A 24,560-nucleotide genomic window follows, 5' to 3' on the forward strand; every position below is an offset into this window, starting at 1 on the left:
CTTGATTCTCCACTGATGCCACTGCCCGCATGATAATCACTCATAATTATCATTGCGGGCGGGAGTATACTGCATTGTTGTGGAATTTAACCGCGCTGCCGGGCCGAACGCGCATTAATCTTATTACCAGTCGGCGTAAGGCGTCAGCGTCTGCGGCGGCATATCCATATCGCCCTGCCAGCCGCCCTGCGAATAGCGGATAAACAGCGAGAAATTGCTTGGCGTGTAATCCTTCGCCTGCTGAATATCGACTGCGGCGCCTACCGACCAGTTCGAGGTAATGCGTCTTTCAATCAGCGCGTTGGCCGTATAACCCCAGCCATTACTACTGCCGCCGTCTCCGGGCTCGTACTTATCGGCATAACGGCTTAACGCCGGGTTTTGCGTGTTAATTACAGGCGTCGGGATAAGCCCCGACAGCGGGTAACGGGGCTGCGCCTTGGTGCGGGAGTGCGACCACGAGCCCGACGCGCCCAGCTCCCATGACCAGTTTTCCGTTCTCATCCGCCAGGCGACCGGCACCGCGAAAGAGACGTACTCCTGCGGGCTGTAGTAACCGCCCTGGCCTAAAGAATAACCGCTCAAATCTTTCTCATAGTGCCACACCATATTGTTGAGCCCAATGGTGAGGCGCTGATTATTTTCATTAATCAGCTTGTAGTAATAGCCGCTCATCCAGCGCACCCGCCAGTTATCGGCGACATTTTTACCGGTGAGCTGATCGGCATTAAGGCTGGCCCAGACGCCATGCGCCTCGCCGCGATCGTAGCTGAGGCTCGCTCCGCCGCCGGTGGCGCGCACGCCGCCCCACGTCGTGCCGGTGTTGGACGGCGCGTCGCGTTGCCCGGCAAAGGCAAGCATGGAGCTGGAAATCGGTCGGCGGTGCGCGTTAAGCGTATAGCCAATCGGCCCCAGATCGCTGCTGTAACTTAAGCCGCCCACCACGTCGACGACGTCGAAGCCTATCGGCGTGGTGCCGATATCCATATCCCAGGTGTCGTTGCGCCAGCCCGCCGCCACGCTCACGCCGGAGGCGCGCTGTTTCGTATTACCGGAGCAGAAGGTCGTAGCACAGGTGCCAAAATTTTCTTTATAACTGCTGTCGCTAAAGCTGCCCGGATTCATATTCACCGCGTCGGTGCGCAGGAACAGTCGCCCGTCGCGCAGCGGCGTGTCCACCTGCAACATCGTGGTATTCGCTTTCAGATCCGAATACCCCGGCGTGCCGCTGGAGCCCCAGTAGTCGTGCTGGAGCGTCACGTTCAAATCCTGCTGGCGATAGAGATCCGCCGAGTCGCCGCGCACGCTGCGCTTCAGCCAGTCGTCGCTGGCGTCGTTGCGGGTAAGACGCGTAAAGGCGTCGTTATCAGCGGGCCGCGTCGGGGCGATACCCGAGGCGACCATCGCGTCGCGATAGGTCTGCAATGCCTGCTGGTGCTGCCCATTCTGGCGCTGAAAGCGCGCCGCATCACGCAGCACTAGCGCGGTTTCCTGCGAAGGCGGCTGCGTTCTGGCGGTGGCGGCCAGCACGGCAAAAGCCTGCTGCGCGCGCGCGGTGTCGCCAAGCGCCGCCTGGGCATTGGCAATGCGCCGCTGCGTGCCGGGGGAGCGCGGCTCGCCGCCCGCGCCAGGCGTTTGCAGCGCCGCGAGTTGTTCGCGCGCCGCCGCATTATCACCGTCGGCGATCAGCGCTTCCGCAAGCCCCAGCCACGCCTCTTCGCTGGCAGGCGAGCGTTTCAATACCGTCTGATACTGCGCGCGCGCCGCGGCGTTATCGCCACGCTGCTGCGCCCAGTCGGCGAGCGTTAAATCGATACGGTCAGAGGCGGGCTGCTGGCGCAACAGCGCGATGGCCTGCGACTCCTGCCCGCTGTCGCGCAGGCGGTTGGCCGTCTCCATCAATTCATTGGTCTGCAAGCGCTGCGACAGCTCAAGAATATTCGGCGTCCATTTGTCGCGCGCCAGCGTATTGAGATGGCTCTGCGCGGCGCGCTGACGATCGCTACCGGAGAGATAAAGCCCGTAGGCGTAGACCTGCTCCGGGTCGCCCGCCTTACGCTGCGCCAGTTGCCCCATCACGATATCGGCGTCGCGGCGCGCTCCGGCAGCGGCCAGATCGTTTGCCAGCCGGTAGGTTATCCAGACGCTCTCCGGGTCGAGCGCCAGGCGCTGGCGTTGCAGCGCGGCAGCCTCGGCGAAGCGTCCCTGAGCCTCAAGCGTGGCAGCCTGTTGCTCCAGCCGATCGTTGGTCAGACTGCGCTCGATATCCTCAATGCTGCGCCGCTGGCTGGCGGAGAGCGTGGCGATAAAGGCGTCTGCCCGCTCCGGCGACTGACGACGATACAGATTGGCAAGCCCGCGCACCGCGTTGCTGTTGGTGTTATCCATGCGCAGCGCCTGACGGTAATAGCGCTCGGCCGCCGCGTCGTTTTTATTCGCCACAGCGACGTCGCCCAGGCCAAGCACCGCGTAACTGTCAGTGTTATCCACCGTCGCGGCCTGCTGATACTTCTGCTGCGCCTGCGCCAGATTGTTGGCTTTCAGCGCCGCGTCGCCCTGCTGTATCAACAGCCAGTAGCGATTCACCTGCAACAGGCTCTGCCAGCGGCCGCTGTTGGGGCTGTTCGGATCCTGTTTCAGCGCCTGCTCCAGCAGCGGTACGGCGCGGGCGCGGTTGCCCTGCTGGGAATACGCTTGCGCGAGCGCGCCCAGCGCTTCGCTGTCATTCGGGTTGGCTTTGACGGCAGTGGTGAGCTCCGAAACGGCTTTCGCGCCCTGGCCCTCTTCCACCCGCGCCATGCCCTGCATTCTGGCGCGATAAGCCGGATCGGCGAGTTTGCTTTGCTGTTCGGCGAGCAGCCCTTTGGCTTTATCAGCGGTTTCGCCGCTGCTGAATACCTGCAGGAAACGCTCCAGCGCGGCGACGCTGTTATCGCTCGCGGGCATGCCCTGAATCTGCTGATACCAGAGATCCGCCGCGGTTTCGCGCCCGCCGCCCGATTTCGCCATCTGCTCCAGCACGCTGAAGCCCTCCTGCTGGCGGTTGGCGGAAAAGAGCTGTAACGCCAGCTGCGTGCGTAGCTGATCGTTGCCCGGCGCGCGGGCGTTCAGCGCCTGCATCTGGCGGATGGCCTCGTCGCGCTGCGCTGGATCTTTCGCCACCAGCGCCCAGTATTCGACGGCCAGATCGCCATCCGGCGGCGCGCCGTTAAAGAGTTTCTGATACGCCGCCAGCGCCTCCTGCGTGTGCCCGGTCGTGCCAAGCAGACGGGCCTGTTGCAGTTGCTGCCGCCCTTCCGGCGACGCCAGCGCGAGCGTAATGCGCGCCTGCTGATAAGCCGGGGATTGCGGGGCGAGCTTGCCTAAGCGCGCGAACTGCTGTTGCGCGCCCGCGTTATCGCCCTGACGCAACAGATAGCGCATTTTGGCCGCGACGACATCCGGGTCGTCCGGGCTCATTAACTCCAGACGGTAGAGCGACTGGCGCACCAGATCGTCACGTTTGGCGGATTCGCCAAGCCGCACCTGTTCGAGCAACTGCTGCCTGATATCCGACTGCGCCTGCGCCTGCCCGCAGAGGGCGACGCCAAGCGCCAGCGCGGTAATACTTAACGCGAACTTGTGCATGACTCTCCCCAGGCGGGTTGCAGCTCACCGTCGACGGTGAAGCGAAAACGGTGTTCATCCCATCCCTGGCCAAACAGGGTTAACACATAGCTAAAGTAGGCGTCCTGCTGCGGATAGTCGTCCGCCACCCGCTGGCGCTGCAGCGCCTGGATATCGCGGTTTTGCAGGAAGGGGAGCAGCGCGGCGGAGAAGCCCACCGGCCCGTTGCCCTGGGTTTTGCCGTCGATAACGCGCACTTTTTCCGGCGGCAGGCCCGCTTTGGTGGTGGCGGTTTCCATCGGGCTAAGTTTTTTGAGCAGCGGCGCCTGCTGTTCATCCGCCGGGTTCATCATGCCGACCCACAGATAAACGCGGATCGCATCGTAGCTGCCAATCAGCGGTTTTTGTGGCGCCACAGGTTTGAGCACCCAGCCTTTTTTCGCCTCAAAGCTGACCCAGTCCGGTGAAAAACCTTCCGGCGCGGTTTCCAGCAGCAGACGCAGGTTGGTGTCGCGGATGGTCGTCCAGGGCTTGCCGTAACGGGTGAAATAGCGCGCAAGCTGCGGCGGCATATAGCTCGGGTTAAAGCGCCAGAGCGTCGGTTCGGCGAAGCTGACTTTGCCCGGCAGCAGCATGTCGCCAAGCGTCGGCACATTCACCACTTCTTCTTTGGCGATGCGGTCCAGCAGCGCTTTGCCGGTGTCGCTGTAACGCTGCTCTTTCCATAAACGCCCGGCCTCCAGCAGGCTCCAGGCTATCCACAGATCGGCGTCTGAGGCGGAGTTGGTATCGAGCACCGCCCAGTCGTCCGGCCCTTTCATCCCCCACAGCCAGGCAGGCAGCGTGTTTTTCAGCGAGCCTTCGGCGAGGTTGTTTTCGGTCCACAGCAGAATTTTGTCGAACGCCTCGCGGTCATTGGCCGCGAGGGCGAAGAACAGCGCATAGCTCTGCCCTTCGGACGTCGTGATTTTGCGCGGATCGCTCGGGTCAATCACGCGCCCTTCTTCGCTGATGTAGCCGCCTTTAAAGCGGTCCCAGTCGGGCCAGCTACAGGCGGCGTGGGCTGACACCGTCGCCAGTAGCAGCCCCGCCGTAAGCCATCTGCACAGATTCTTCATGACGCGTTACTCATGGTTGCCCGGATCAAGACGGCGACGACTCAGGATACGCAGCAGACGCCACAGCACCCAGGCCAGCAACACGACGCTAATGGCCGCGAAAATCGCCAGCAGAATCGGGTGGTTTGCCAACGCGTACCAGATGCGATCGAACCACGGCAGGTGACCGACATAGTAGACGTCGCCCACGCGCAGGCTGTTGACGCCCGATTCGCGGATAACCGCGACAGAGCCATACATCGCGGCGCGTTTACCGCTGTCGTTAAGCGCATTGTTCAGCAGTTCGTAACCGCGCGGGCTGTCCGCCAGCAGCGCCACGACGCTGCGCTGATCGTGATACGGCGACTGGAAGCCCACCACGGCGGCCATCGGCCCGGAAGAAGTCACCTGCGTTTGCATCTGCGGCTGACGGTCGCGGGCATCGGTATCAATAAGCGTCACGTCGCGCGTCGGGGTTTTCACCCAGCTTTGCGTGGCGTTCACCAGCATATCGATGCGTTTATCATCTTTCAGCGACGCCGGCAGCGCGCCGATCACCAGAATATCGGCGTCTTTGTTCTGCATGTCGCCGCCATCGTTAGTGATCGTGAGGTTAATCGCCGGGAAACCGGTCTGCGCGCCGATGGTGCCCGCCGCGCCCAGCAGCGTGGTGAGCTGCGCCGGGTTCGGCTGTTTCGGCATCACGATAAGCGTATCGGAGAGATCCGCCATACGGCTGAACGGGAAACCGGCGTTAGCGAAGGAGCGCAAGTCCGGCATTGCGATAAAGTGATGATAGTTCGAGAAATCCAGCGTGGAATCATCGCCCACCACCACGCGGTTCGGCACGGTCTGGAAGGTCACGCAGTTATCCAGCGTGCCGCCCGGCAGCGGGTTGGTGTATTCGAAATCAAAGCGCAGCTGGTTCGCCGCGCCGAGGCGCAGCGTCGGCAGCGTCACTTCGGTCTTGCCATCCAGCAGCCCCTGCAGCAGCGGCAGGCGCAGCATCAGACGGTTGGTTTCATCTTTCGGCAACAGCGTGAAGGATTGTAGGAACTGGTTGTTCAGGCTGATATCCATCCGCGAGTTATCGCGCGTGGCAGGCGACGTATAGCGGTAGTTCAGGCGCATGTCGATGCCGTTACTGCGCAACAGATAGAGATCCGGCGGCAGGTTCAGCGTCAGCGAAATCGGGTTCGGCTCAAGGCCGGTCGCCTGCAACTGCTCCTCATAGCCTTTCAGCTCGCCAAACGTGACGGCGCGATCGGTGCGCACCCAGTTCGGCGCATCGTAAGGCTGGCGCGCCAGCAGCGGTTTTACTTCGCCCACTTCGACGCTGTCGCCGCGGAACAGCAGACTACCCTGCGCAATGCCTTTAGCGGCCTGAATAAGGTCTTTCTCGTCGCGTCCTTCAATCACCAGCAGCTTCACCCACGGGGTTTGCGGGTGACTCATCATACGCACCATCGGGCCTTTGGCTGGCGGTAGATCGCGCAGGAAATCCGGGCGCTTATCGTTGGTGGCGAACACCACCGCGTGGCGCGTCGGGAGCGCGTTATAGAGCACCGGGAAGCGCTGGCCGCGCCAGCCGGAGCGGGAGCCGAACCAGGAAGAGACGATGCTCGCGGCCTGCTGGGTCGCGAGATCCGGCGCCGCGGCAAACACCATCGGCAGCTCCAGCGGGCGGTTATCGCGTGAATCAAAAAACGGCACCGGGAAGTGCGACAAATCGTTTTGCAGCTGCAGCGTCTGGAAGGTGAGATTCAGCGCGCTGTTACGCCCGATATCCATCCACAGCGTGTTGCTGGCCTGGTTTTCGCACACGTCGCGATAGTGGCCGACAAACTCCAGACGCACGCGGTTGAAATCGCTGACATAGAGCGGATCGATAGGCACCTGGGCGGTGGTTTTCTTGCCGAGCTGCTCTTTGGTCACCGGCAGGACATCCATCAGCTCATCGTTAAGATAAACCTTCAGCTGCGACTGTACCGGCAGCAGCGACGGCGACGGCGTGTAGGTCAGGTTCAGCGTCGCTTTAGAGATAATTTCATCGCTGCGCATCCCGAATTCGACAAACCCGTCCGGGCTGAGTCCTTTAAGGACCATGCTGCCCGGCGGCGGCGCGATGCTGGCGAAACTCAGCGTGACGTTGCGCGCAGGCGCGCCATCCTGAACGACGGGCGCGCCAGCGCCTTCCACGCCCGGCATCACCTGGCCGAGTACCGCGCCTTCCGTCGCAGGCGCAGGCTCGGTGCCCGCGACAGGCGGCGTGGCGGGCGTTAACGCCTCGGTGCGCGCAGGGGTAGCGGTCATCACGCCTTGTGTCGCAGGGGCGACGACCGGCGCGGTCGGCGCGGCGGTGGCGTTGGGATCGTCGGTGGCTTCAGGCGCGCCGTAGGCGCCAGGCAACAGGCTCATTCCAACCGCCACAGCGCACATCCAGGAGAGTTTTCTTTTCATCGCATATTCATCATTGTTGAGCCATAACCGGGAGCGCACGCTCCCCCAAAGCCGTCCTGTCCGGACGACGGGGGATAAACGACACTATCCAGGAAACCAGCGTGGTAAGGGTGCGAAAGACAATTTTTAGTGATGCTGGCGCGAATTCCGCCAGGTGGCGATACCCTCTGAAGCCGAGCTTGAGGATATCGAGCATGCTTTCCAGCGGTTTGTCTTCCGGGAAACTGTCCTGCCAGAGCGCCCAGGTGTCGGCGCGCGCGAAGGTACATTGTACAAAATCGATATGCTGGCGCGTGGTCAGACCGTCGAGGTTGAGGCCGATTTCGTCGCCGAAGACGCGCACGACTTTCGCCGGGAAGACATACTCCTGCGCGCCGCGTTTCATCAGCAGGTTCACCTTCTGCCCCTGCAACAGTTGCGCGCCGCCATGCATTTTAATGCCAAGGCCGCCGTCGGAGTAATCCTGCACCGTACAGGAGAAGAGATGACCGTCTTCGCGGGCGATAGCCGCCGGCATCACCATCTCCACGCGATGGGCGCGACGCACCTGTTTGCTCTCCACCGACACCGCCACCGCGCCGCCGAGGATAATCAGGTTGTAGAAGACCCAGACGATACTGACGATAACCGTCAGCATCTCGTTAGCCGGACCGTAGAAGTAGCGCCAGACGCCGACCAGCACGCCGAGCAGGTTAATCAACACCAGCATCAGGTACGGGCGCGAAATCACCCAGTCGACATACTCTTCTTCCACCAGCCCGCCTTTGGCGGTGACGTTGAACTTCCCTTTGTGCGGGTTGAACAGCGCCACCATGGTAGGCCGCGTAATGTACCAGGCGAGCACCGTTTCGTAGATTTCGCTCCAGAACGAGTGGCGATATTTGCCCTGGATTTTGGAGTTGGTCAGGCTGGCGTGCGCCATGTGCGGCAACACGAACAGCGCAATCATCAGCGCCGGGGCGTAGATGATGTAGGCGTGCAGCAGCAGGAACGCCAGCGGCGCGGTCAGGAAGATAAGCCGCGGCACGCCGGAGAGGAAGTGCAGCATCGCGTTGACGTAGCACAGGCGCTGGCCGAGCTTGAGCCCTTTGCCAAAAAGCGGGTTATCGAGACGGAAAATCTGCACCATGCCGCGCGCCCAGCGGATACGCTGGCCGATATGCGCCGAGAGGCTTTCGGTGGCCAGCCCCGCCGCCTGCGGGATACGCATATAGGCGGAGGTGTAGCCGCGCCGGTGCAGACGCAGCGAGGTATGGGCGTCTTCGGTGACGGTTTCCACGGCGATGCCGCCGATCTCATCCAGCGGGCCGCGGCGAATGACGGCGCAGGAGCCGCAGAAAAAGGTCGCGTCCCACATGTCGTTGCCGTCCTGCACCAGCCCGTAGAACAGCGTCCCTTCGTTCGGCGTTTTACGAAAACGTCCAAGGTTGCGCTCAAACGGGTCCGGCGAGAAGAAGTGGTGCGGGGTCTGCATCATCGCGAGCTTTTTGTCTTTCAGGAACCAGCCCAGCGTGAGTTGCAGGAACGAGCGCGTCGGGACGTGATCGCAGTCGAAAATCGACACGAAATCGCCTTTCGCGAGCTTCAGCGCGTTGTTGATATTGCCCGCTTTGGCGTGCTCGTGGGTTGGCCGCGCCACATACTCCACGCCGACCGATTCGGCGAAGCGGCGAAACTCCTCGCGGTTGCCGTCATCGAGGATCCAGATTTTGAGTTTGTCTTTCGGCCAGTCGATGCCAAGCGAGGCGTAAATGGTGTTTTTCACCACGTGTAGATCTTCGTTATAGGTCGGCACGAAAATATCGACCGACGGCCACGTTTTCAGATCTTTTGGCAGCGGCACCGGCTGGCGGTTGAGCGGCCAGATCACCTGGAAGTAGCCGAGCACCAGCACCACCCACGCGTAGGTTTCCGCCACCAGCAGCACCAGGCCGCACACCAGGCTTACCGGATCGTTCCAGTTCAGCGTCGAGGTGTAGCGCCACCAGATGTAGCGGCAGGAGACGGTCAGCGACAGCACAATCAGCATCAGCGCCGAGAAACGGCCCGGCAGGCGGCGCACCAGCAGCGCCACGCCCCAGAGCAGCATCAGGAAAATAAACTGCGACAGCGGGTTAAACGGCTGCGTCACGCACAGGAGCGCCAGCACCAGCGAGAAAAAGACCACCACGCCAAGCACGACGCGCCGCAGGCGCTCATTAATATGGCCCAGCTCTTTCTGCTCGTTCAGGTGGTCGGTTTCATCGCTGAAGCGCTGCGGGAGCGACTCCAGCCAGAGGTTAAAGCGCTCGCGCCAGATTTGCAGCGCCGAGACGGGCCGCCAGCGCGGCGCACCGACGGCGCGCCAGGGACGCAGCGCTACCAGCCATAACGCCTGCAGCAGATAACGCACCGTATCCAGCGGACGCGGACGGTCAGGATGAATATGCGGGAACAGCAGCGCGTGCTGCGCGCGGATGGCCTGCCAGCGCGGGTTTTCCAGCGGCAGCAGCAGCCAGGCGAGCGTCAGCCACAGACAGCCCAGCGCCGCGCTGAACGGCGGCGCGCCATTGCGGCGATAGGTAATATAACGCTCGCGCAGCCGCGCGCGAACCGGCGGCGCGAGCACCAGCGCGGAGAGGCTTATCATGCGCCTTCACTCCCGTAATGCAGCAAACACCAGTTCGCCAGCGTGACAATCTCTTCCGCCACCAGCGAATCCGGGCGGTATTCGCCCACCGGCTGTTTCGCGGCGAAGCTCTCCATCATCGCCTCGTCGCGATGCACCGCGACCGGCACCAGATGGCGCTGCGTTTGCAGCCAGAGCTGCCAGATGTCGTTCTGCACCTGGCTTGAAATCAGGCGGAAATTGGCCAGCAGATCGCAGCCGTTGGGCAGCGCCTGCTGATGTAATCGCGCGTGACAGTTGGCGTCGGGCTGCACCACGCAGAGCGTGCGGTCGGCCACCTGCAACAGGCTGCGGGTCACGGCGTCAAAACCGCATGGCAGATCGAGCAGTACCCAGCGCCAGTGGCCGCTCGCTTTTAGCGTTTGAAGATGCTGCGCGAACGCGCCGAGCGCAGGCGACACATCATTTTCTCGCTCCGCCTGACGCAGCGCGCCGTATGGCAGAACGTCCAGCCCTGGCGCGTAACGCCAGGCGGTGGACTGCCAGGGTTTATCGTCCAGCAGCGCGCGCGCCCAGCCATCGGCGTGGTCGAAATCAATATTAAAAGAGAGGCGCAACAGGTTATCCGGCGAGGCGTCAATCACCAGCACCGTTTCGCCCAGCTGATGCAGCGCCCAACCGAGCGCCGCCGTTAAGGAGGTGGTCCCTACGCCGCCACGTACGCCCTGTAATGCCAGAACGGTCATCCTTGCGCTCCTGCGTCACGACGCGCTAATTCCGCCAGCAACGGCCAGCGTGCAATTGCCGTCGCGAGTTGTTCACGTTGCGATATATCGGTGTAGTCGAGATCTGGAAGTGAAAACACCCGGCTGAGCGCTTCAAAATCATTCTGGAAGGTATAGCCACGATCGGGCTGGCGTGCGGCCTTAGCGTCATTCTCAGGCATATATTCTATTTTTCCTTAGAGCAATATCACTAAAGCCAGCAAACGAAAAACCGTGAACCTGCGCAATCCCGGTTTGCATGCTAATGATCATGTTCTTTAATTTCAATGTTAGGTTTATTTCCTGGCTTTCGCTAGTAAACTGACAGTCATACTCTTTATATATTGAGGGCGCCATGGCTCTTGTTTTTTCAATTGGCATTGATTCGCTCTGGGATGAACTGCGCCATATTTCGGCAGGCGGAACAGGCTGGATAAATTGCGACCGCCACAGCGATGCAATTACGTTCGTCAATCAAACGCTTCTTGCGCAAACACCCGAGACAAAAGTGGCTGTCATTACCATGGACGCCGCGCCAGAAACCGTGATTGCGCCGCTTCCGGCCGCGCCGCAAGGCCCGAATGAAGTACGCCTGTTTACCATGCCGAAAAGCCAGAATGCCTTTCATCGTCTGCATCACGATTTGCTTTGCAGTTTTGAACCTGAACATTATTTCATTGTGCTGCTGTGTGCGGAAAACGCCTGGCAAGGCGTAGCGCCCGCTCATATTAAAGCCTGGATAAGAAAAAGCCAAAGCTGGGCGCAGGAACATCGATGCACATTGCTGATTATTAACTCCGGCGCGCAGGCTGACCAGCAAACCTCGATGCTGATGACCGAATATCAGCAGCTCTCCGGGCTTGCCACCTTACGCTATCAGGGCGACGCCTGGCTGTATGACGTGGCGTTCTGGTTTAACGATAAAGGCGTCAGCGCGCGCCAGCAGTTGCCGGTGACATTCATTAACGAGCGCCTTTCGCTGGTGCCGCGCCAGGAAGTGTCGTTACAGGCGCGCAGCGACGAACGCCGCGTGCTGAGCCATATCGCCGTGCTCGAAGGCGCGCCGCCGCTTTCTGAAAACTGGACGCTCTTTGAAAGTAACGACGCGCTGTTTAACGAGGCGCGCCAGGCGCAGGCCGCGACGGTGATTTTCTCGCTTTCGCAAAACAGTCAGATAGAAGGACTGGCGCGTCACGTGCACGCGCTACGCCGCCAGCGCGGCAGCGCGCTGAAAATCATCGTGCGTGAAAACAAAGCCAGCGTGCGCGCTACCGACGAACGGCTGCTGCTGGGCTGCGGCGCGAATATGGTGATCCCCTGGAACGCCCCGCTCTCCCGCTGCCTGACGCTGATTGAAAGCGTGCAGAACCAGCAGTTCACCCGCTTTGTGCCGGAAGATGTGAATATGCTGCTGGAGGCGATGCAGCCGCTGAAAATGCGCGGCTATCAGCCGTGGGATATGTTCTGCAACGCCGTCGGCGCGCTGATGAACAACGTGCTTATCCCGCAGGATAACAAAGGAATTCTGGTGGCGCTGCGCCCGGTGCCGGGCATTCGCGTCGAACAGGCGCTGACGCTCTGTCGTCCGGGCCGCATGGGCGATATCGTGACGCTTGGCGAAAACCGGCTGGTGCTGTTTTTATCGTTCTGCCGTATCACCGATCTCGACACCGCGCTGAGCCATATTTTCCCGCTGCCGATAAGCGAGCTGTTTTCCAACCGTATGGTGTGGCATGAAGATAAACAGATAGCGGCAGAGATCCTGCAAATGAGCGCGATGCGCCCGGAACAGTGGGCCGCGCCGCTTGAGATGACCCGCAAGGCCAGCGAGACGGCCGCGCTGCTCGCCGACGCGCCGAAAACGCGCGCGCGCCAGGTGCCGACGCCCATTACGCTGCTTAACGACACCGCACAGGAGCGCGCGTTATGATGTCGATTAGCGATATTCTTCAGCTTATCGCCCTGTGCGCGCTGATTTTTATCCCGCTGGGATACGCGCTGTGCGTGGGCAAGCGTCGCATGATGAAAGCGCTGCGCCCGCTGCTGTTTCGCCCCCGATTTGTTAAACCCGCTGGTACGCTGCGCCGCCGCTCCACCGTCAAGGCAAATGTAAAACATGACTAATCACGTTCATTCCGCTCCCCTTGCCCGCTCGGGCTGGCAAAACTGGCGCGGTCTTTCCGGCTGGAACTACTATTTTTTGCTGAAATTCGGCTTGCTCTGGACGGGCTATCTGAATTTCCACCCGCTCGCCAACCTGGTGTTTATGGCGTTTCTGCTGTTCCCTATTCCGAACCTGCGCCTGCATCGCCTGCGCCACTGGATAGCGATTCCTGTCGGCATCGGCCTGTTCTGGCACGACACCTGGTTGCCTGGCCCTGAAAGCATTATGAGTCAGGGCTCGCAGGTGGCGGGCTTCAGCACCGATTATGTGCTGGATCTCGTGACGCGCTTTATTAACTGGCAGATGATTGGCGCCGCTTTTGTGCTGCTGGTCGCGTGGATGTTCCTCTCCCAGTGGGTGCGGGTGACGGTGTTTGTGGTGGCGATTATGGTCTGGCTTAACGTGCTGACCGTGACCGGCCCGGTCGTCTCGCTGTGGCCTGCCGGCAATACCACGGCGGCGACGGTCACCACGACCGGCGGCGGCGCGGCACCAACCGTCGCGAACGCCGCGGGTACGGTGGTGGCGGGCGATATTCCGCTGCAAACCGCGCCTGCGAACAACCAGAGCATTAACGACTGGCTGAACAGCTTCTATACCAGCGAATCCAAACGCCAGACGCCTTTCCCGGCGAGCCTGCCGGCGGATGCGCAGCCGTTCGATCTGCTGGTAATTAACATCTGTTCGCTGGCCTGGTCTGATGTAGACGCCACCGGCCTGATGTCGCACCCGCTGTGGTCGCATTTCGACATCGTGTTTAAGAACTTTAACTCCGGCACATCGTACAGCGGCCCGGCGGCAATTCGCCTGCTGCGCGCAAGCTGCGGTCAGCCGTCGCATAAAAACCTGTACCAGCCTGCCGGTGAACAGTGCTATCTGTTTGATAACCTGGCGAAGCTCGGCTTTAAGCGCCACCTGATGATGGACCATAACGGCGAGTTCGGTAACTTCCTTAAAGAAGTGCGCGAAAACGGCAATATGCAGGAGCCGCTGATGGATCAGTCCGGGCTGCCGGTGAATCTGCTGTCGTTTGATGGCTCGCCGGTATATGACGATACGGCGGTGCTCAACCGCTGGCAGCAAACCGTGAAGAGCGAGGGCGGCGAGCGCAGCGCCACGTTCTTTAACCTGCTGCCGCTGCATGACGGCAACCACTATCCGGGCAACAGCAAAACCGCCGATTACAAAGCGCGCGCGCAGAAGCTGTTTGACGAGCTGGATGCGTTCCTGACGCAGCTTGAGAAAGAGAACCGCAGAGTGATGGTGGTGATGGTGCCGGAACACGGCGCGGCGCTGCAGGGCGACAGAATGCAGGTGTCCGGCCTGCGCGATATCCCAAGCCCGTCTATCACCCATGTGCCGGTCGGCATTAAGTTTATCGGTATGAAAGCGCCGCATCAGGGCGCGGCTATCGATATCGACCAGCCGAGCAGCTTCCTGGCGATTTCCGAGCTGGTAGTGCGGATGCTGGATGGTAAGAATTTTGTGGCCGATAACGTGGACTGGCAGGGGCTGACCAGTAACCTGCCGCAGAGCGCGCCGGTCTCCGAGAACGCCAACGCCGTGGTGGTGCAGTATCAGGGCAAACCGTGGGTGCGCTTAAGCGGCGGCGACTGGGTGCCTTACCCGCAATAAGTGTTCAGGCCGCGATAAAAAAGCCGATGCGTAAGCGTCGGCTTTTTCTTTTTCGCACGGCGGGTGCGCAGGCTTACCCGCCCTACACAAACCTCATCCACCACCGGCCACCCGGCGGGTGCGCAAAGCTTACCCGCCCTACACAGGCCGCATATTTTGTAGGGTGGATAAGCGCAGCGCATCCACCGCATTGCACCGCTAGGCCCATAAAAAAGCCGACGCATGGCGTCGGCTTTTTACGTGGCGCGCGCGTTAAGGAATGCGCGGCTCGCCGGTTTCATCCTGATCGACGGCGAAACAGGCGACCAGCTGGCCGTTATATTCCTTAAGCTGCGGCTGGATCTGCGTACACGGGCCGAAGCGGCGACGGCAGCGGGCGCTAAAGGCGCACCCCGGCGGCGGATTCAGCGGGCTCGGCAGCTCGCCGGTGAGCTTAATACGCTCGCGGCGGTCGTCCGGGTTCAGGCGCGGCGTCGCGGAGAGCAGCGCCTGGGTATACGGATGACGCGGATTCGAGAAAATCTGGTCTTTCGTGCCTTTCTCCACGCAGCGGCCGAGATACATCACCATCACTTCATCGGCGATGTGTTCCACCACCGACAAATCGTGGGAGATAAACACATACGAAAGCCCCATATCCTGCTGCAGATCCATCATCAGGTTCAGCACCTGCGCGCGCACCGAGACGTCCAGCGCGGAGACCGGTTCATCGGCGATCACCACGTCCGGGTCAAGCATCAGCCCGCGCGCGATGGCGATACGCTGGCGCTGGCCGCCAGAGAACATATGCGGATAACGGTCGTAGTGCTCGGTTTTCAGCCCCACTTTCGCCATCATCGCCAGCGCTTTCTCGCGGCGCGCCTCTTTGTTGAGCGAGCTGTTAATCAGCAGCGGCTCCTCAAGGATTTGCCCCACTTTTTTGCGCGGGTTCAGCGAACCATACGGGTTCTGGAACACGATCTGGATTTTCTGACGGCGTAGTTTCTCCGCCGTTTCATCCGGTTTCAGCAGATCCTGGCCCTGATAGTAGAGCTCGCCGCCGGTCGGCGTTTCTATCATGGTGAGCAGGCGGCCCAGCGTGGATTTCCCACAGCCCGATTCGCCCACCACCGCCAGCGTTTTGCCGCGCTCCAGCGTAAACGAGACGCCGTCCAGCGCTTTCACCAGACGCTCCGGCGCGAAGAAGCCCTTCTTCACCGGGTAATGTTTTTTCAGGTCGATAGCCTGTAACAGCGGTTGCTGCGTGGCGGCCTCATGCGTGCTCATAATTGGTTGGCCTCCCGGCATCATCGAGGGGGTAATGGCATTTCGACTGGCGGCCGTTGTCCACCAGATTTAACGCCGGTTCTTCTGCGCGACAGCGCTCGGTCGCATAGGGGCAGCGCGGGTTGAGCAGACAGCCCGTCGGGCGGTCATATTTCCCCGGCACCACGCCCGGCAGCGACGCCAGACGGGCCTTATCCTGCGCGAATTCCGGCAGAGCGCGCAGCAGCGCCTGAGTATAAGGGTGACGCGGCGCGCGGAAGATATCCCGCGCTTCGCCGGTTTCCACCACCTGGCCTGCGTACATCACGATGATTTTGTGCGCCGCTTCGGCCACCAGCGCGAGGTCATGGGTGATAAGGATCAGCGCCATGTTCTCTTTTTGCTGAAGCTCCAGCAGCAGTTCAATAATTTGCGCCTGGATGGTGACATCGAGCGCGGTCGTCGGTTCATCGGCAATCAGCAGCTTCGGACGACAGGCGATGGCCATCGCGATCATCACGCGCTGGCTCATCCCGCCGGAGAGTTGATGCGGGTAGACATCGAGACGCGACGCCGGATCCGGAATACCCACCAGATTGAGCAGGTCAATCGCGCGCTGGCGGCGGGTCTTTTTATTGCCGCCCTGGTGCACTTTGATCGCTTCCATAATCTGGAACCCCACGGTGTAGCAGGGGTTCAGACTGGTCATCGGATCCTGGAAGATCATCGCCACTTCGGCGCCCACCAGATTACGGCGATCTTTTTCCGAAATACGCTGTAAATCCTGGCCGTTGAATTCCAGTTTGTCCGCCATCACACGGCCCGGGTAATCGATAAGGCCCATAATCGCCAGCGAGCTGACCGATTTACCGGAACCTGATTCCCCCACGATGCCGACCACTTCGCCCTGATTCACGCTGTAGCTCACGCGGTCTACGGCGCGGAACGGGGTGCCTTCGTCGCCGAAGTGCACCGATAATTTATCTACATTCAGTAACGCCATCTCGTGCCTCTTTACTGCTTGAGTTTGGGGTCGAGCGCGTCACGCAGGCCGTCACCCATCAGGTTAAATGCCAGCACCGTCAGCAGGATAGCGAGACCAGGGAAGGTCACGACCCACCAGGCACTTTGCGCGAACTGCAACACGTCGGAGAGCATGGTGCCCCACTCCGGTGTTGGCGGCTGCGCGCCCATGCCGAGAAAGCCCAGTGCGGCCATATCGAGAATGGCATTCGAGAAACCGAGCGACGCCTGGACTATCAGCGGCGCAAGGCAGTTAGGGAAAATGTTCACGAACATCTGGCGCATCGCGCCGGCACCCGCCACGCGGGAGGCGGTGACGTAATCGCGGCTCACTTCCACCAGCACCGCCGCGCGGGTTAAGCGCACGTAGTGCGGCAGCGCCACGAAGGTGAGCGCCAGCGAGGCGTTAACGATAGACGGGCCGAAAATCGCCACCAGCACCAGCGCCAGCAGCAGGCTCGGCAGCGCCAGCATGATATCGACGACACGCATGATAATGGTATCGACAATACCGCCGAAATAGCCCGCCACCAGGCCGAGCACAATGCCCATCACCAGCGACAGCACCACCACCAGACAGCCGACCAGCAGCGACAGGCGCGCGCCGTACATCAGGCGCGACATCACATCGCGGCCCACGTCATCGGTGCCGAGAATATGCGCCCAGCTGCCGCCATCCTGCCAGACCGGCGGGGCCAGCAGCGCATCGCGGAACTGCTCCGCCGGGTTATGCGGCGCGACGACGTTCGCGAAGACCGCAATCAGGATCATGATGACGACATACACCAGCCCGACGACCGCGCCTTTGTTACGTTTGAAGTAGTGCCAGAACTCCTGCAGCGGCGTCATCGGCACCGGTGCGGCCACCACTTTGTTTTCAGTCATTTGCGTCATGATGGCCCCTTATTTCTTATGACGAATACGCGGGTTCACCACGCCATAGAGCAGATCGACCAGCAGGTTGACGAGAATAATCATCGTCGCCACCAGCAGCACGCCGCCCTGCACGACCGGATAATCGCGGCGCTGCAGCGCGTCGATGAGCCAGCGGCCCAGGCCCGGCCAGGAGAAGATGGTTTCCGTCAGGATGGCGCCCGCCAGCAGCGTGCCCACCTGAAGACCAATCACCGTCACGACCGGCAGCATGGCGTTACGCAGCGCGTGAACAATGATGACGCGCATACGGGTCAGGCCCTTGGCGCGCGCGGTACGGATGTAATCTTCGCCGAGCACTTCCAGCATCGCCGAGCGGGTCATACGCACAATGACCGCCAGCGGGATGGTGCCGAGCACCACGGCGGGCAGAATCATATGCGCCAGCGCATCGATAAAGTTGCCCTCTTCGCCCCAGATGGCGGTGTCGATAAGCATAAAGCCGGTGAGCGGATTGGTATCGTCAAGGAACACCATGTCGCTGACGCGCCCGGACACCGGCGTCAGGTTCCACTGCACCGACACCAGCATGATCAGCATCATGCCCCACCAGAAGATAGGCATGGAGTAGCCGGTCAGCGCCAGGCCTACCGCCGTGTGATCGAAGATAGAGCCGCGTTTTACAGCAGCCAGCACGCCGACCGGAATGCCGACGGCGACCGCGAAAATCATCGCGCAGATGCCCAGTTCCAGCGTAGCTTTAAAGCGCGGCACGAACTCGTCCCAGACCGGGAGGCGGCTTTTGAGCGACAGGCCTAAATCGCCATGCAGGACACCCCAGATATAGTGGAGATACTGCTCCCACAGCGGCTTATCGAGACCCAGCTCGGCCAGCAGCTGCGCGTGACGCTCAGGGGAAATACCACGTTCGCCCGCCATGATCATCACCGGGTCGCCGGGGATCATATGAACGAAGGCAAAAGTGAGAAGGGTGATACCGATAAACGTCGGGATAACAAGCCCCAGACGTCGGAGGATGAACTGCAACATAACCCGGATTCTCTGTAGTGACGCACAACCAGGGGATGTGGTCTGTATTGCTCACAAATCTCATTCCCTCCCCTTTCAGCGAGGGAATAAAGCACTGCTGCCGGGTGCGCTGCGCTTGCCCGGTCTGGAAGTGTAGACCGATATAAGCGCAGCGTCGCCGGACATGGGGCGCTCACACGCCCCTGATGGTTTTAATTATTCAACGGAGACGTTTTCGAAGTGGTGTTTGCCCAGCGGATCGACCACGTAGCCTTTGACTTCTTTACGCACCGGCTCATAGACGGTGGAGTGCGCGACGATAAGCGCTGGCGCCTGATCGTGCATCACGACCTGAGCCTGTTTGTAAAGCTCGATACGTTTGTTGTGGTCATCGGTCGCACGCGCCGGTTGGATCAGATCCTCAAACGGCTTGTAGCACCAGCGGGAGTAGTTGGAGCCATCTTTCGCGGCATCGCAGCTAAACAGGGTGGCGAAGAAGTTATCCGGATCCCCGTTGTCGCCGGTCCAGCCCATCATCACCGCCTGGTGTTCGCCCGCTTTGGCGCGCTTCAGGTATTCGCCCCACTCGTAGGTCACGATTTTCGCCTGAACGCCGATTTTCGCCCAGTCAGCCTGGATCATCTCGGCCATGCGGCGCGCGTTCGGGTTATACGGACGCTGTACCGGCATCGCCCACAGCTCAACGGTGAAGCCTTTATCCTGACCCGCCTCTTTCAGCAGCGCTTTGGCTTTCTCGACGTCGTAGGTGTAATCCTTCACGTCGTCGTTATAGCCCCACATGGTCGGCGGGATCAGGTTTTTCGCGGCAACGCCGGCGCCCTGGTAAACCGCTTTGATGATAGCCTCTTTATTCACCGCGTAGGTCAGCGCCTGGCGCACTTTCACGTCGTCAAACGGCTTCTTCTCGGTGTTGAAAGAGAGGTAGCCCACGTTCAGGCCCGCTTGCTCCATCAGGTTGATGCTCTTGTCCTGCTTCATACGCGCGATGTCTGCCGGGTTCGGGTACGGCATCACCTGACACTCGTTTTTCTGCAGTTTGGCATAACGAACGGACGCATCCGGCGTAATGGAGAAGACCAGACGGTCAATCTTCGGTTTAGTGCCCCAGAAGCCCGGGAACGCTTTATACAGAATGCGGGAATCTTTCTGGTATTGCTGAAGCTGGAACGGCCCGGTGCCGATCGGGTTCAGGTCGACTTTCTCCGGCGTGCCCGCTTTCAGCATGTTGTCGGCGTATTCTTTGGAAAGAATCGACGCGAAGTCCATGGCCATATCCGCGAGGAACGGCGCTTCCGGGCGCGTCAGTACGAACTGCACGGTATGGTCGTCGACTTTTTTCACTTCGCTAATCAGCGTCGGCAGGCCCATGCCTTCAAAGTATTCGTAGCTGCCGCCAGAAACTTTATGGTACGGGTTTTGCGCATTTTTCTGACGATCAAACGAGAACACGACGTCATCGGCGTTAAATTCGCGCGTCGGTTTAAATTCTTTATTGTCCTGCCATTTCACGCCTTTACGCAGATGGAAAGTATAGGTTTTACCATCGTCGCTGACGTCCCACTTCTCCGCGAGGCCTGGAATAATTTCCGTGGTGCCGATTTTAAATTCGACCAGGCGGTTGTAGATAGGCACAGAGCTTGCGTCATAAGTGGTGCCAGAGGTGAAGAGCTGTGGGTTAAAGCCTTCCGGCGAGCCTTCTGAACAGTAAACCAGGGTTTTGGCCTGTACGCTTGCGGCGCAGGTCATAGCCACCAGGCTCAGACCAAACTTCAGCATCCCTGACTTCTTCAAGGAAATACTCATTCTTCTGCTCCAATGTGATAGGTGTTGTGTTATTCCGTCAGACCTTTTTTATTTTTTGCCCGGTCCGATCGGTAAATGTGAGGCTGGGGATTCCTTTCGCAAGGGAGACTGAGTTGCAGTACAGATTGTCCGTAAAATGACCCTCACGCCCTACAATCTGTCAACAGAACACGCAAACGTCAATACAGCTATCCGGGATTTACAACCGGGGTGAGAAACGGCAAACAAAGATTAAAAAAACCTCATGGACATGTTTTCAGCACGGAAATTTATGCTACGCCCCCAGTCGCAGAATAATCATCTTGATATTTTGTAACATCCAGCGCTTATGTTTTATCCGCTTAATGCAAAATTTCTGGGCTTGTGGCGAACTTATGAACGGTTTATGGCGCGATTTGTTAACCCTGCAGCAAAAAATGCTGAGGCGATATATAAGCAGAGCGGAAAGTATGCGGGATGTTTCATAACTATTTTCAATGAAATATGTCACAGAATCGCGTTCGCGCGAGAAAATCGAAGCTAAATAAGACTAACGAATTAAGCGGGTGAATACGTCCGTTCAGGTATTCCCTGGAACAGAGTCTGAATGTGGGGAGTGAAAAGCAATAACCTCTGGCTGCTTACGGTTTTATGGAGGGCCTCTTTAATACGATTTCAGCTCTGGTTTCTGTAACGCGTCACGCCTGAGGGGTTCGCTATCTTCTCTGCCATGTCGACAAAAAATGGAAACCCTTACGAACTGACAAAAGGTATTGAGGTATATGAAAAGGAATTTTCATGAGCCACGCGTGCTGCGCTTGCAGTCATCGGTAGGCGTTTGCGGCGTAAATTATGCTGATGACGTAAAAGCGCTACAAGAATTGATGATGAAAGCTGGCTATCAGACAGCGACAGGGCGTTCCTTAAAAGTGGACGGCGTTTGCAACAACGAAACCAAAGAAGCCATTATCTGGTATCAACGTTTGTTAACACTGTCCCGATCAGGCCTGGTACAGCCATTTGATCAATGGTTCATTGAAACATTAAAAAATGCCAGCCAACCCGAGTGGTGTCCACGGATGACTTCCGGGCCGCTACATGTACGGGAAGCGCAATTTACTTTTGACAATGAAGGGACTGATTATATTACAGCTACAAATCCTTTCCGTCCGCACCCTTATCCGTGGTTCTCACGCATCTTACACTGGCCTCATTCTGCTGCTTCTGGTGTTACGCTTGGACGTGGCTACGATATGGGAAGGCGAAGCTCAGGTGAGATTTTTGCGACACTAAGACAAGCGGGAATAGAAGAATACAAAGCCATTCTGGCATCTAAAGCTGCTTTTCTGAAAGGACGAGATGCTGCCTGTTTCGTGAAAGTTTATGGGCCGCTTTTCGGTGAGATTACGCACCAGCAACAGATAAGACTGTTTGAAATTGCTATACAATTTTATATTTCCGAGGCGAAAAGGATCTTTAATGGACGCAAAGCGAAAATGATGTCTGCCATAAGCTGGGAAAAGATGCGTGTCAGATTAAAAGATATATACATCGATAGTTTGTATCAGGGATGTGAGTCAGCAGGTGAATTTGCCCGGTTGATTTTACTCGACGATCTGAAATCGGTGCGTTTATATCTGAAAACAGATCGCGCACAGATGAACTCGCACGGAAGAAACTTAAAAAGGTTGCAATATATCAATGGGTTATAAGTTAGTTTTTTTTCTGCCCTTTCTGTTGCTACCGACCACCTGCGTTGCTGCCTCGTCCGTCATTTATGGAGAGGCAGCAAAGATGTGTGCGAAGAGTGCGGATTATGCCGCCGGAACGCGATGTCTTGAGAGGCAGCGCAAGCAAACGGAGCAGGCGCTACAACAGACGCTGGCGGCGGCGCTGAAGCAGGTAGAGTCGGAAGACTGGCTGGAGGCTAATGCGGATTACGAGGATGAAGATTCACAAATCGTTGTAGATACGGCCAATGCGCTGAAAAACGATCAGGCGGCATGGGAAAAACATAAGGCCCTGTTTTGTCAGGTGGCCAGTTCCCAGATCAGTGCTAAAACCCCCAACTATTGGGTTCTATCCACCCAGTGCGAAATCAATATGAATAAGGCGCGTATCGACGAGCTGAACGCATTAATGGCGCAGGTGCAACCTTAAAGCGCGAATGCCGGAAAGCAAAAAGCCCTGCTCGTTGAGCAGGGCTTTTTAGAATTTGGTCGGTGATAGAGGATTCGAACCTCCGACCCCTTCGTCCCGAACGAAGTGCGCTACCAGGCTGCGCCAATCACCGAATGCGGGGCGCATATTACTGCGCACCCTAATCCTCGTCAATCCCTTACTTTAAAAAAGCCTGTCGATCGGCTGAAAAGCCAGCGATATGGCTATTTTGCGGCAGAAGGAACATGACACCAGTTGTTATTCTGGTTAATACCGCCGTCCGGCGACTGATAACCGAGGCAGCCCATAATGGTGTCGAACAGCTCAACGTGACGATGCGGGCGCTTCTGCTGCGCCTGCAGTTTAAGCTGCGCGAACGCCTGCGCGTGCTGCGGGTCCGCCAGATAGCTGTCGGACATCCAGACCATCATCGGCACGCGGAACTGCTCCGGCGGCGCGATATTGCGCGGCGTGCCGTGCAGATGCTCCTTCTCGTTGATCGATTCGCCATGATCCGCCGCGTAGAACACAATCGCTTTCTTATTGCGCACCTGATCAATCACATCGGAGATAAAGCTGTCGACGTACAGTACCGAGTTATCATACGCGTTAATCAGTTCCTGACGGCTACAGTCAGAATCGACGCCCATACACTCCGGCTGCCAGCGCGCAAAGCTTCTCGGATAACGCTGCACATAGTTATAGTGCGAGCCTTTGGTATGCAGAATGATGAGGTGCTTGCCCTTATCGTGCCCCGCCAGCGAGTTTTTCATCTCATCAACCAGCAGCATGTCGTCCACCTGCTTGCCGCGGTTGCGCGGCTCGGCGCCAATCTGCTCGCGGTAGGCAATGTTGTCCGCCATCGTGTTGCTGTAGAACCACATTTCGCTCTGCATCGCGTACAGATCTGAGCTAAAGCCCAGCTGTTTAAGCACCGCGAAGACGTTCTGCTCTTTCAGAGTACGCTGCGGGTTATCGTCGGCGCCGCCTTCGCGCACAAACATGCAGCGCAGCGAGAGTTTGGTCGCCGTATCGCACGACTCGCCACGGAACGCCGCCAGGTTTTTCTCCTGCGCGAGTTTCGGGGTGGTATTGCGGTCGTAGCCGAGCAGGCCCATATGGTCCCAGCGCGTGGTTTCGCCGATGATAAACACCACGTAAGTGTCATCAATGCCCTGCGGCGCCTGCCAGGTAAATTTTTTGGCCGGGTTCAGCAGCGATTTATTATCGCTCGACTCATCCACCTGCGCCCAGGCGTACAGCCCCAGGGCGGAGAGCCAGTTAGACGGCAGATAAGAGTTCGCCACCACGCCGCCGTAACTTGGCATATCGACGCCGGAGGTGCGCTCTTCATTCTTCTGCTGCAAATCCAGCAGTCGAATCGGCGCCCAGACCAGCAGCCCCGCCACGATCACCACCGCCGCGCTTTTCAGGCGCTGATCGCGGGTGCGCAGCTGGCGCAGCAGCGTATCGCGGCAGCGGTTGCCCCAGATAAGCGTCAGCGGCACGATGCACACCAGCACCATCCATGCGATGAACTCCCAGCCCACCACTTCTTTGGAGAGATCGATATCGGTGGTCATCACCGAGGCGATAATCCCGTAGCCGATCACCACGTTCATAAACGTCATGTAATAGCTGGCCGCGGCGGAGAACACCACCACCAGCGATGCCAGCACGCGCCAGACGCGTCGCCCTAACAGCGACAGGACGCGAAACAGGAAGAATGTGACGAGAACCGTGGCCGCCAGTTCAACAACCATCGACACGGCGTTAACCCAGGAGAGGTTCTGCGCGTATCCGTCAAAGCGACGATATAAAACCGCGCAGTTAAAAAAGAGGCCGATGTAGACCGCCAGCAGAACGCTCAGTTTCTGCTGGGTCATCGAGAGAATGTATTTCATGCAAGCCGCCCAGGCAAAACAAGGACTAAAACCCTTTACCCACAAAAATGAAAAAAGAGTGTATACGTAGCAATACGAGGGAATCAGGAGATTCTTAACTCAGACGCGGAGTAGTAGACCACAGGGATAAGAAAAAGTGCGGGCTTTTAGGGCGGTCCGGCTCGTATTTACAAAAATATGAGGCCGGTA

Annotated in this window: 17 protein-coding genes and 1 tRNA gene; 5 read left to right on the forward strand and 13 right to left on the reverse strand. The window is 58.9% G+C overall.

The window, feature by feature from the left end; translation table 11 throughout:
- Positions 1-123 precede the first annotated feature (123 nt).
- Genes bcsC through bcsR form a run of 6 tightly spaced genes read right to left on the reverse strand, consistent with a single transcriptional unit; the run spans position 124 to position 10,717 of the window.
- A complete protein-coding gene (gene bcsC / locus AACV31_RS18310) occupies positions 124-3,627 on the reverse strand; it encodes a cellulose synthase complex outer membrane protein BcsC (protein ID WP_165155153.1) in 3,504 nt (1,167 codons plus the stop codon).
- Entirely contained in the window at positions 3,609-4,724 is a 1,116-nt protein-coding gene (bcsZ, locus tag AACV31_RS18315; protein ID WP_105538182.1) for a cellulose synthase complex periplasmic endoglucanase BcsZ, read from the reverse strand. Before bcsZ ends, bcsC begins: the two co-directional genes overlap by 19 nt.
- Positions 4,725-4,730: 6 nt before the next feature.
- On the reverse strand, positions 4,731-7,163 hold the full coding sequence (bcsB, locus tag AACV31_RS18320; protein ID WP_165155151.1) for a cellulose biosynthesis cyclic di-GMP-binding regulatory protein BcsB: 2,433 nt from the start codon (positions 7,161-7,163) through the stop codon (positions 4,731-4,733).
- A gap of 10 nt (positions 7,164-7,173) precedes the next feature.
- Positions 7,174-9,792 (reverse strand): UDP-forming cellulose synthase catalytic subunit, encoded by a 2,619-nt coding sequence (gene bcsA / locus AACV31_RS18325; protein WP_165155149.1) that lies wholly within the window; start codon positions 9,790-9,792, stop codon positions 7,174-7,176.
- Positions 9,789-10,517 (reverse strand): cellulose biosynthesis protein BcsQ, encoded by a 729-nt coding sequence (gene bcsQ, locus AACV31_RS18330; protein WP_075197180.1) that lies wholly within the window; start codon positions 10,515-10,517, stop codon positions 9,789-9,791. Before bcsQ ends, bcsA begins: the two co-directional genes overlap by 4 nt.
- Positions 10,514-10,717: a cellulose biosynthesis protein BcsR gene (gene bcsR / locus AACV31_RS18335; RefSeq protein ID WP_004387626.1), complete on the reverse strand. Its 204-nt coding sequence runs from the start codon at positions 10,715-10,717 to the stop codon at positions 10,514-10,516. The genes bcsQ and bcsR overlap by 4 nt, the downstream gene beginning before the upstream one ends.
- 173 nt (positions 10,718-10,890) lie before the next feature.
- On the opposite strand from bcsR, the gene bcsE reads away from it, so the two are divergent.
- The 3 genes from bcsE to bcsG are packed head-to-tail and all read left to right on the forward strand — an operon-like array spanning position 10,891 to position 14,334.
- Positions 10,891-12,465, forward strand: a complete 1,575-nt coding sequence (gene bcsE, locus AACV31_RS18340; protein ID WP_161589834.1) for a cellulose biosynthesis protein BcsE — start codon at positions 10,891-10,893, stop codon at positions 12,463-12,465.
- Complete coding sequence (gene bcsF, locus AACV31_RS18345; RefSeq protein WP_007765306.1) at positions 12,462-12,659, forward strand: cellulose biosynthesis protein BcsF; 198 nt, start codon at positions 12,462-12,464, stop codon at positions 12,657-12,659. The genes bcsE and bcsF overlap by 4 nt, the downstream gene beginning before the upstream one ends.
- The gene (gene bcsG / locus AACV31_RS18350; RefSeq protein ID WP_075197182.1) at positions 12,652-14,334 is read left to right on the forward strand and encodes a cellulose biosynthesis protein BcsG; all 1,683 of its coding nucleotides are present in this window, start codon (positions 12,652-12,654) and stop codon (positions 14,332-14,334) included. The genes bcsF and bcsG overlap by 8 nt, the downstream gene beginning before the upstream one ends.
- Before the next feature lie 252 nt (positions 14,335-14,586).
- Here the strand turns inward: bcsG and dppF are convergent, their stop codons facing one another.
- The 5 genes from dppF to dppA form a co-directional block, all read right to left on the reverse strand.
- Positions 14,587-15,600 (reverse strand): dipeptide ABC transporter ATP-binding subunit DppF, encoded by a 1,014-nt coding sequence (dppF, locus tag AACV31_RS18355; RefSeq protein WP_041924038.1) that lies wholly within the window; start codon positions 15,598-15,600, stop codon positions 14,587-14,589.
- Positions 15,587-16,582: a dipeptide ABC transporter ATP-binding protein gene (gene dppD / locus AACV31_RS18360; RefSeq protein ID WP_007765313.1), complete on the reverse strand. Its 996-nt coding sequence runs from the start codon at positions 16,580-16,582 to the stop codon at positions 15,587-15,589. The genes dppF and dppD overlap by 14 nt, the downstream gene beginning before the upstream one ends.
- Positions 16,583-16,593: 11 nt before the next feature.
- A complete protein-coding gene (gene dppC, locus AACV31_RS18365) occupies positions 16,594-17,496 on the reverse strand; it encodes a dipeptide ABC transporter permease DppC (RefSeq protein WP_075197183.1) in 903 nt (300 codons plus the stop codon).
- A 9-nt stretch (positions 17,497-17,505) separates the two neighbouring features.
- Positions 17,506-18,525: a dipeptide ABC transporter permease DppB gene (dppB, locus tag AACV31_RS18370; protein ID WP_075197184.1), complete on the reverse strand. Its 1,020-nt coding sequence runs from the start codon at positions 18,523-18,525 to the stop codon at positions 17,506-17,508.
- A gap of 195 nt (positions 18,526-18,720) precedes the next feature.
- Positions 18,721-20,328: a dipeptide ABC transporter periplasmic-binding protein DppA gene (dppA, locus tag AACV31_RS18375; RefSeq protein ID WP_032806920.1), complete on the reverse strand. Its 1,608-nt coding sequence runs from the start codon at positions 20,326-20,328 to the stop codon at positions 18,721-18,723.
- A gap of 761 nt (positions 20,329-21,089) precedes the next feature.
- On the opposite strand from dppA, the gene AACV31_RS18380 reads away from it, so the two are divergent.
- Both AACV31_RS18380 and AACV31_RS18385 read left to right on the forward strand, forming a co-directional pair.
- Positions 21,090-22,019, forward strand: coding sequence for a peptidoglycan-binding protein (locus AACV31_RS18380; RefSeq protein ID WP_075197185.1), 930 nt, complete (start codon positions 21,090-21,092; stop codon positions 22,017-22,019).
- Complete coding sequence (locus tag AACV31_RS18385) at positions 22,009-22,467, forward strand: lysozyme inhibitor LprI family protein (RefSeq protein WP_075197186.1); 459 nt, start codon at positions 22,009-22,011, stop codon at positions 22,465-22,467. The genes AACV31_RS18380 and AACV31_RS18385 overlap by 11 nt, the downstream gene beginning before the upstream one ends.
- Positions 22,468-22,523: 56 nt before the next feature.
- Here AACV31_RS18385 and AACV31_RS18390 read toward each other — a convergent pair.
- Positions 22,524-22,600, reverse strand: a tRNA-Pro gene (locus AACV31_RS18390).
- A 91-nt stretch (positions 22,601-22,691) separates the two neighbouring features.
- Entirely contained in the window at positions 22,692-24,371 is a 1,680-nt protein-coding gene (gene eptB / locus AACV31_RS18395) for a kdo(2)-lipid A phosphoethanolamine 7''-transferase (protein WP_105538189.1), read from the reverse strand.
- Between the last annotated feature and the right edge of the window lie 189 nt (positions 24,372-24,560).

The sequence above is a fragment of the Cronobacter sp. EKM101R genome (assembly GCF_963888145.1).
Lineage (GTDB): Bacteria > Pseudomonadota > Gammaproteobacteria > Enterobacterales > Enterobacteriaceae > Cronobacter > Cronobacter turicensis.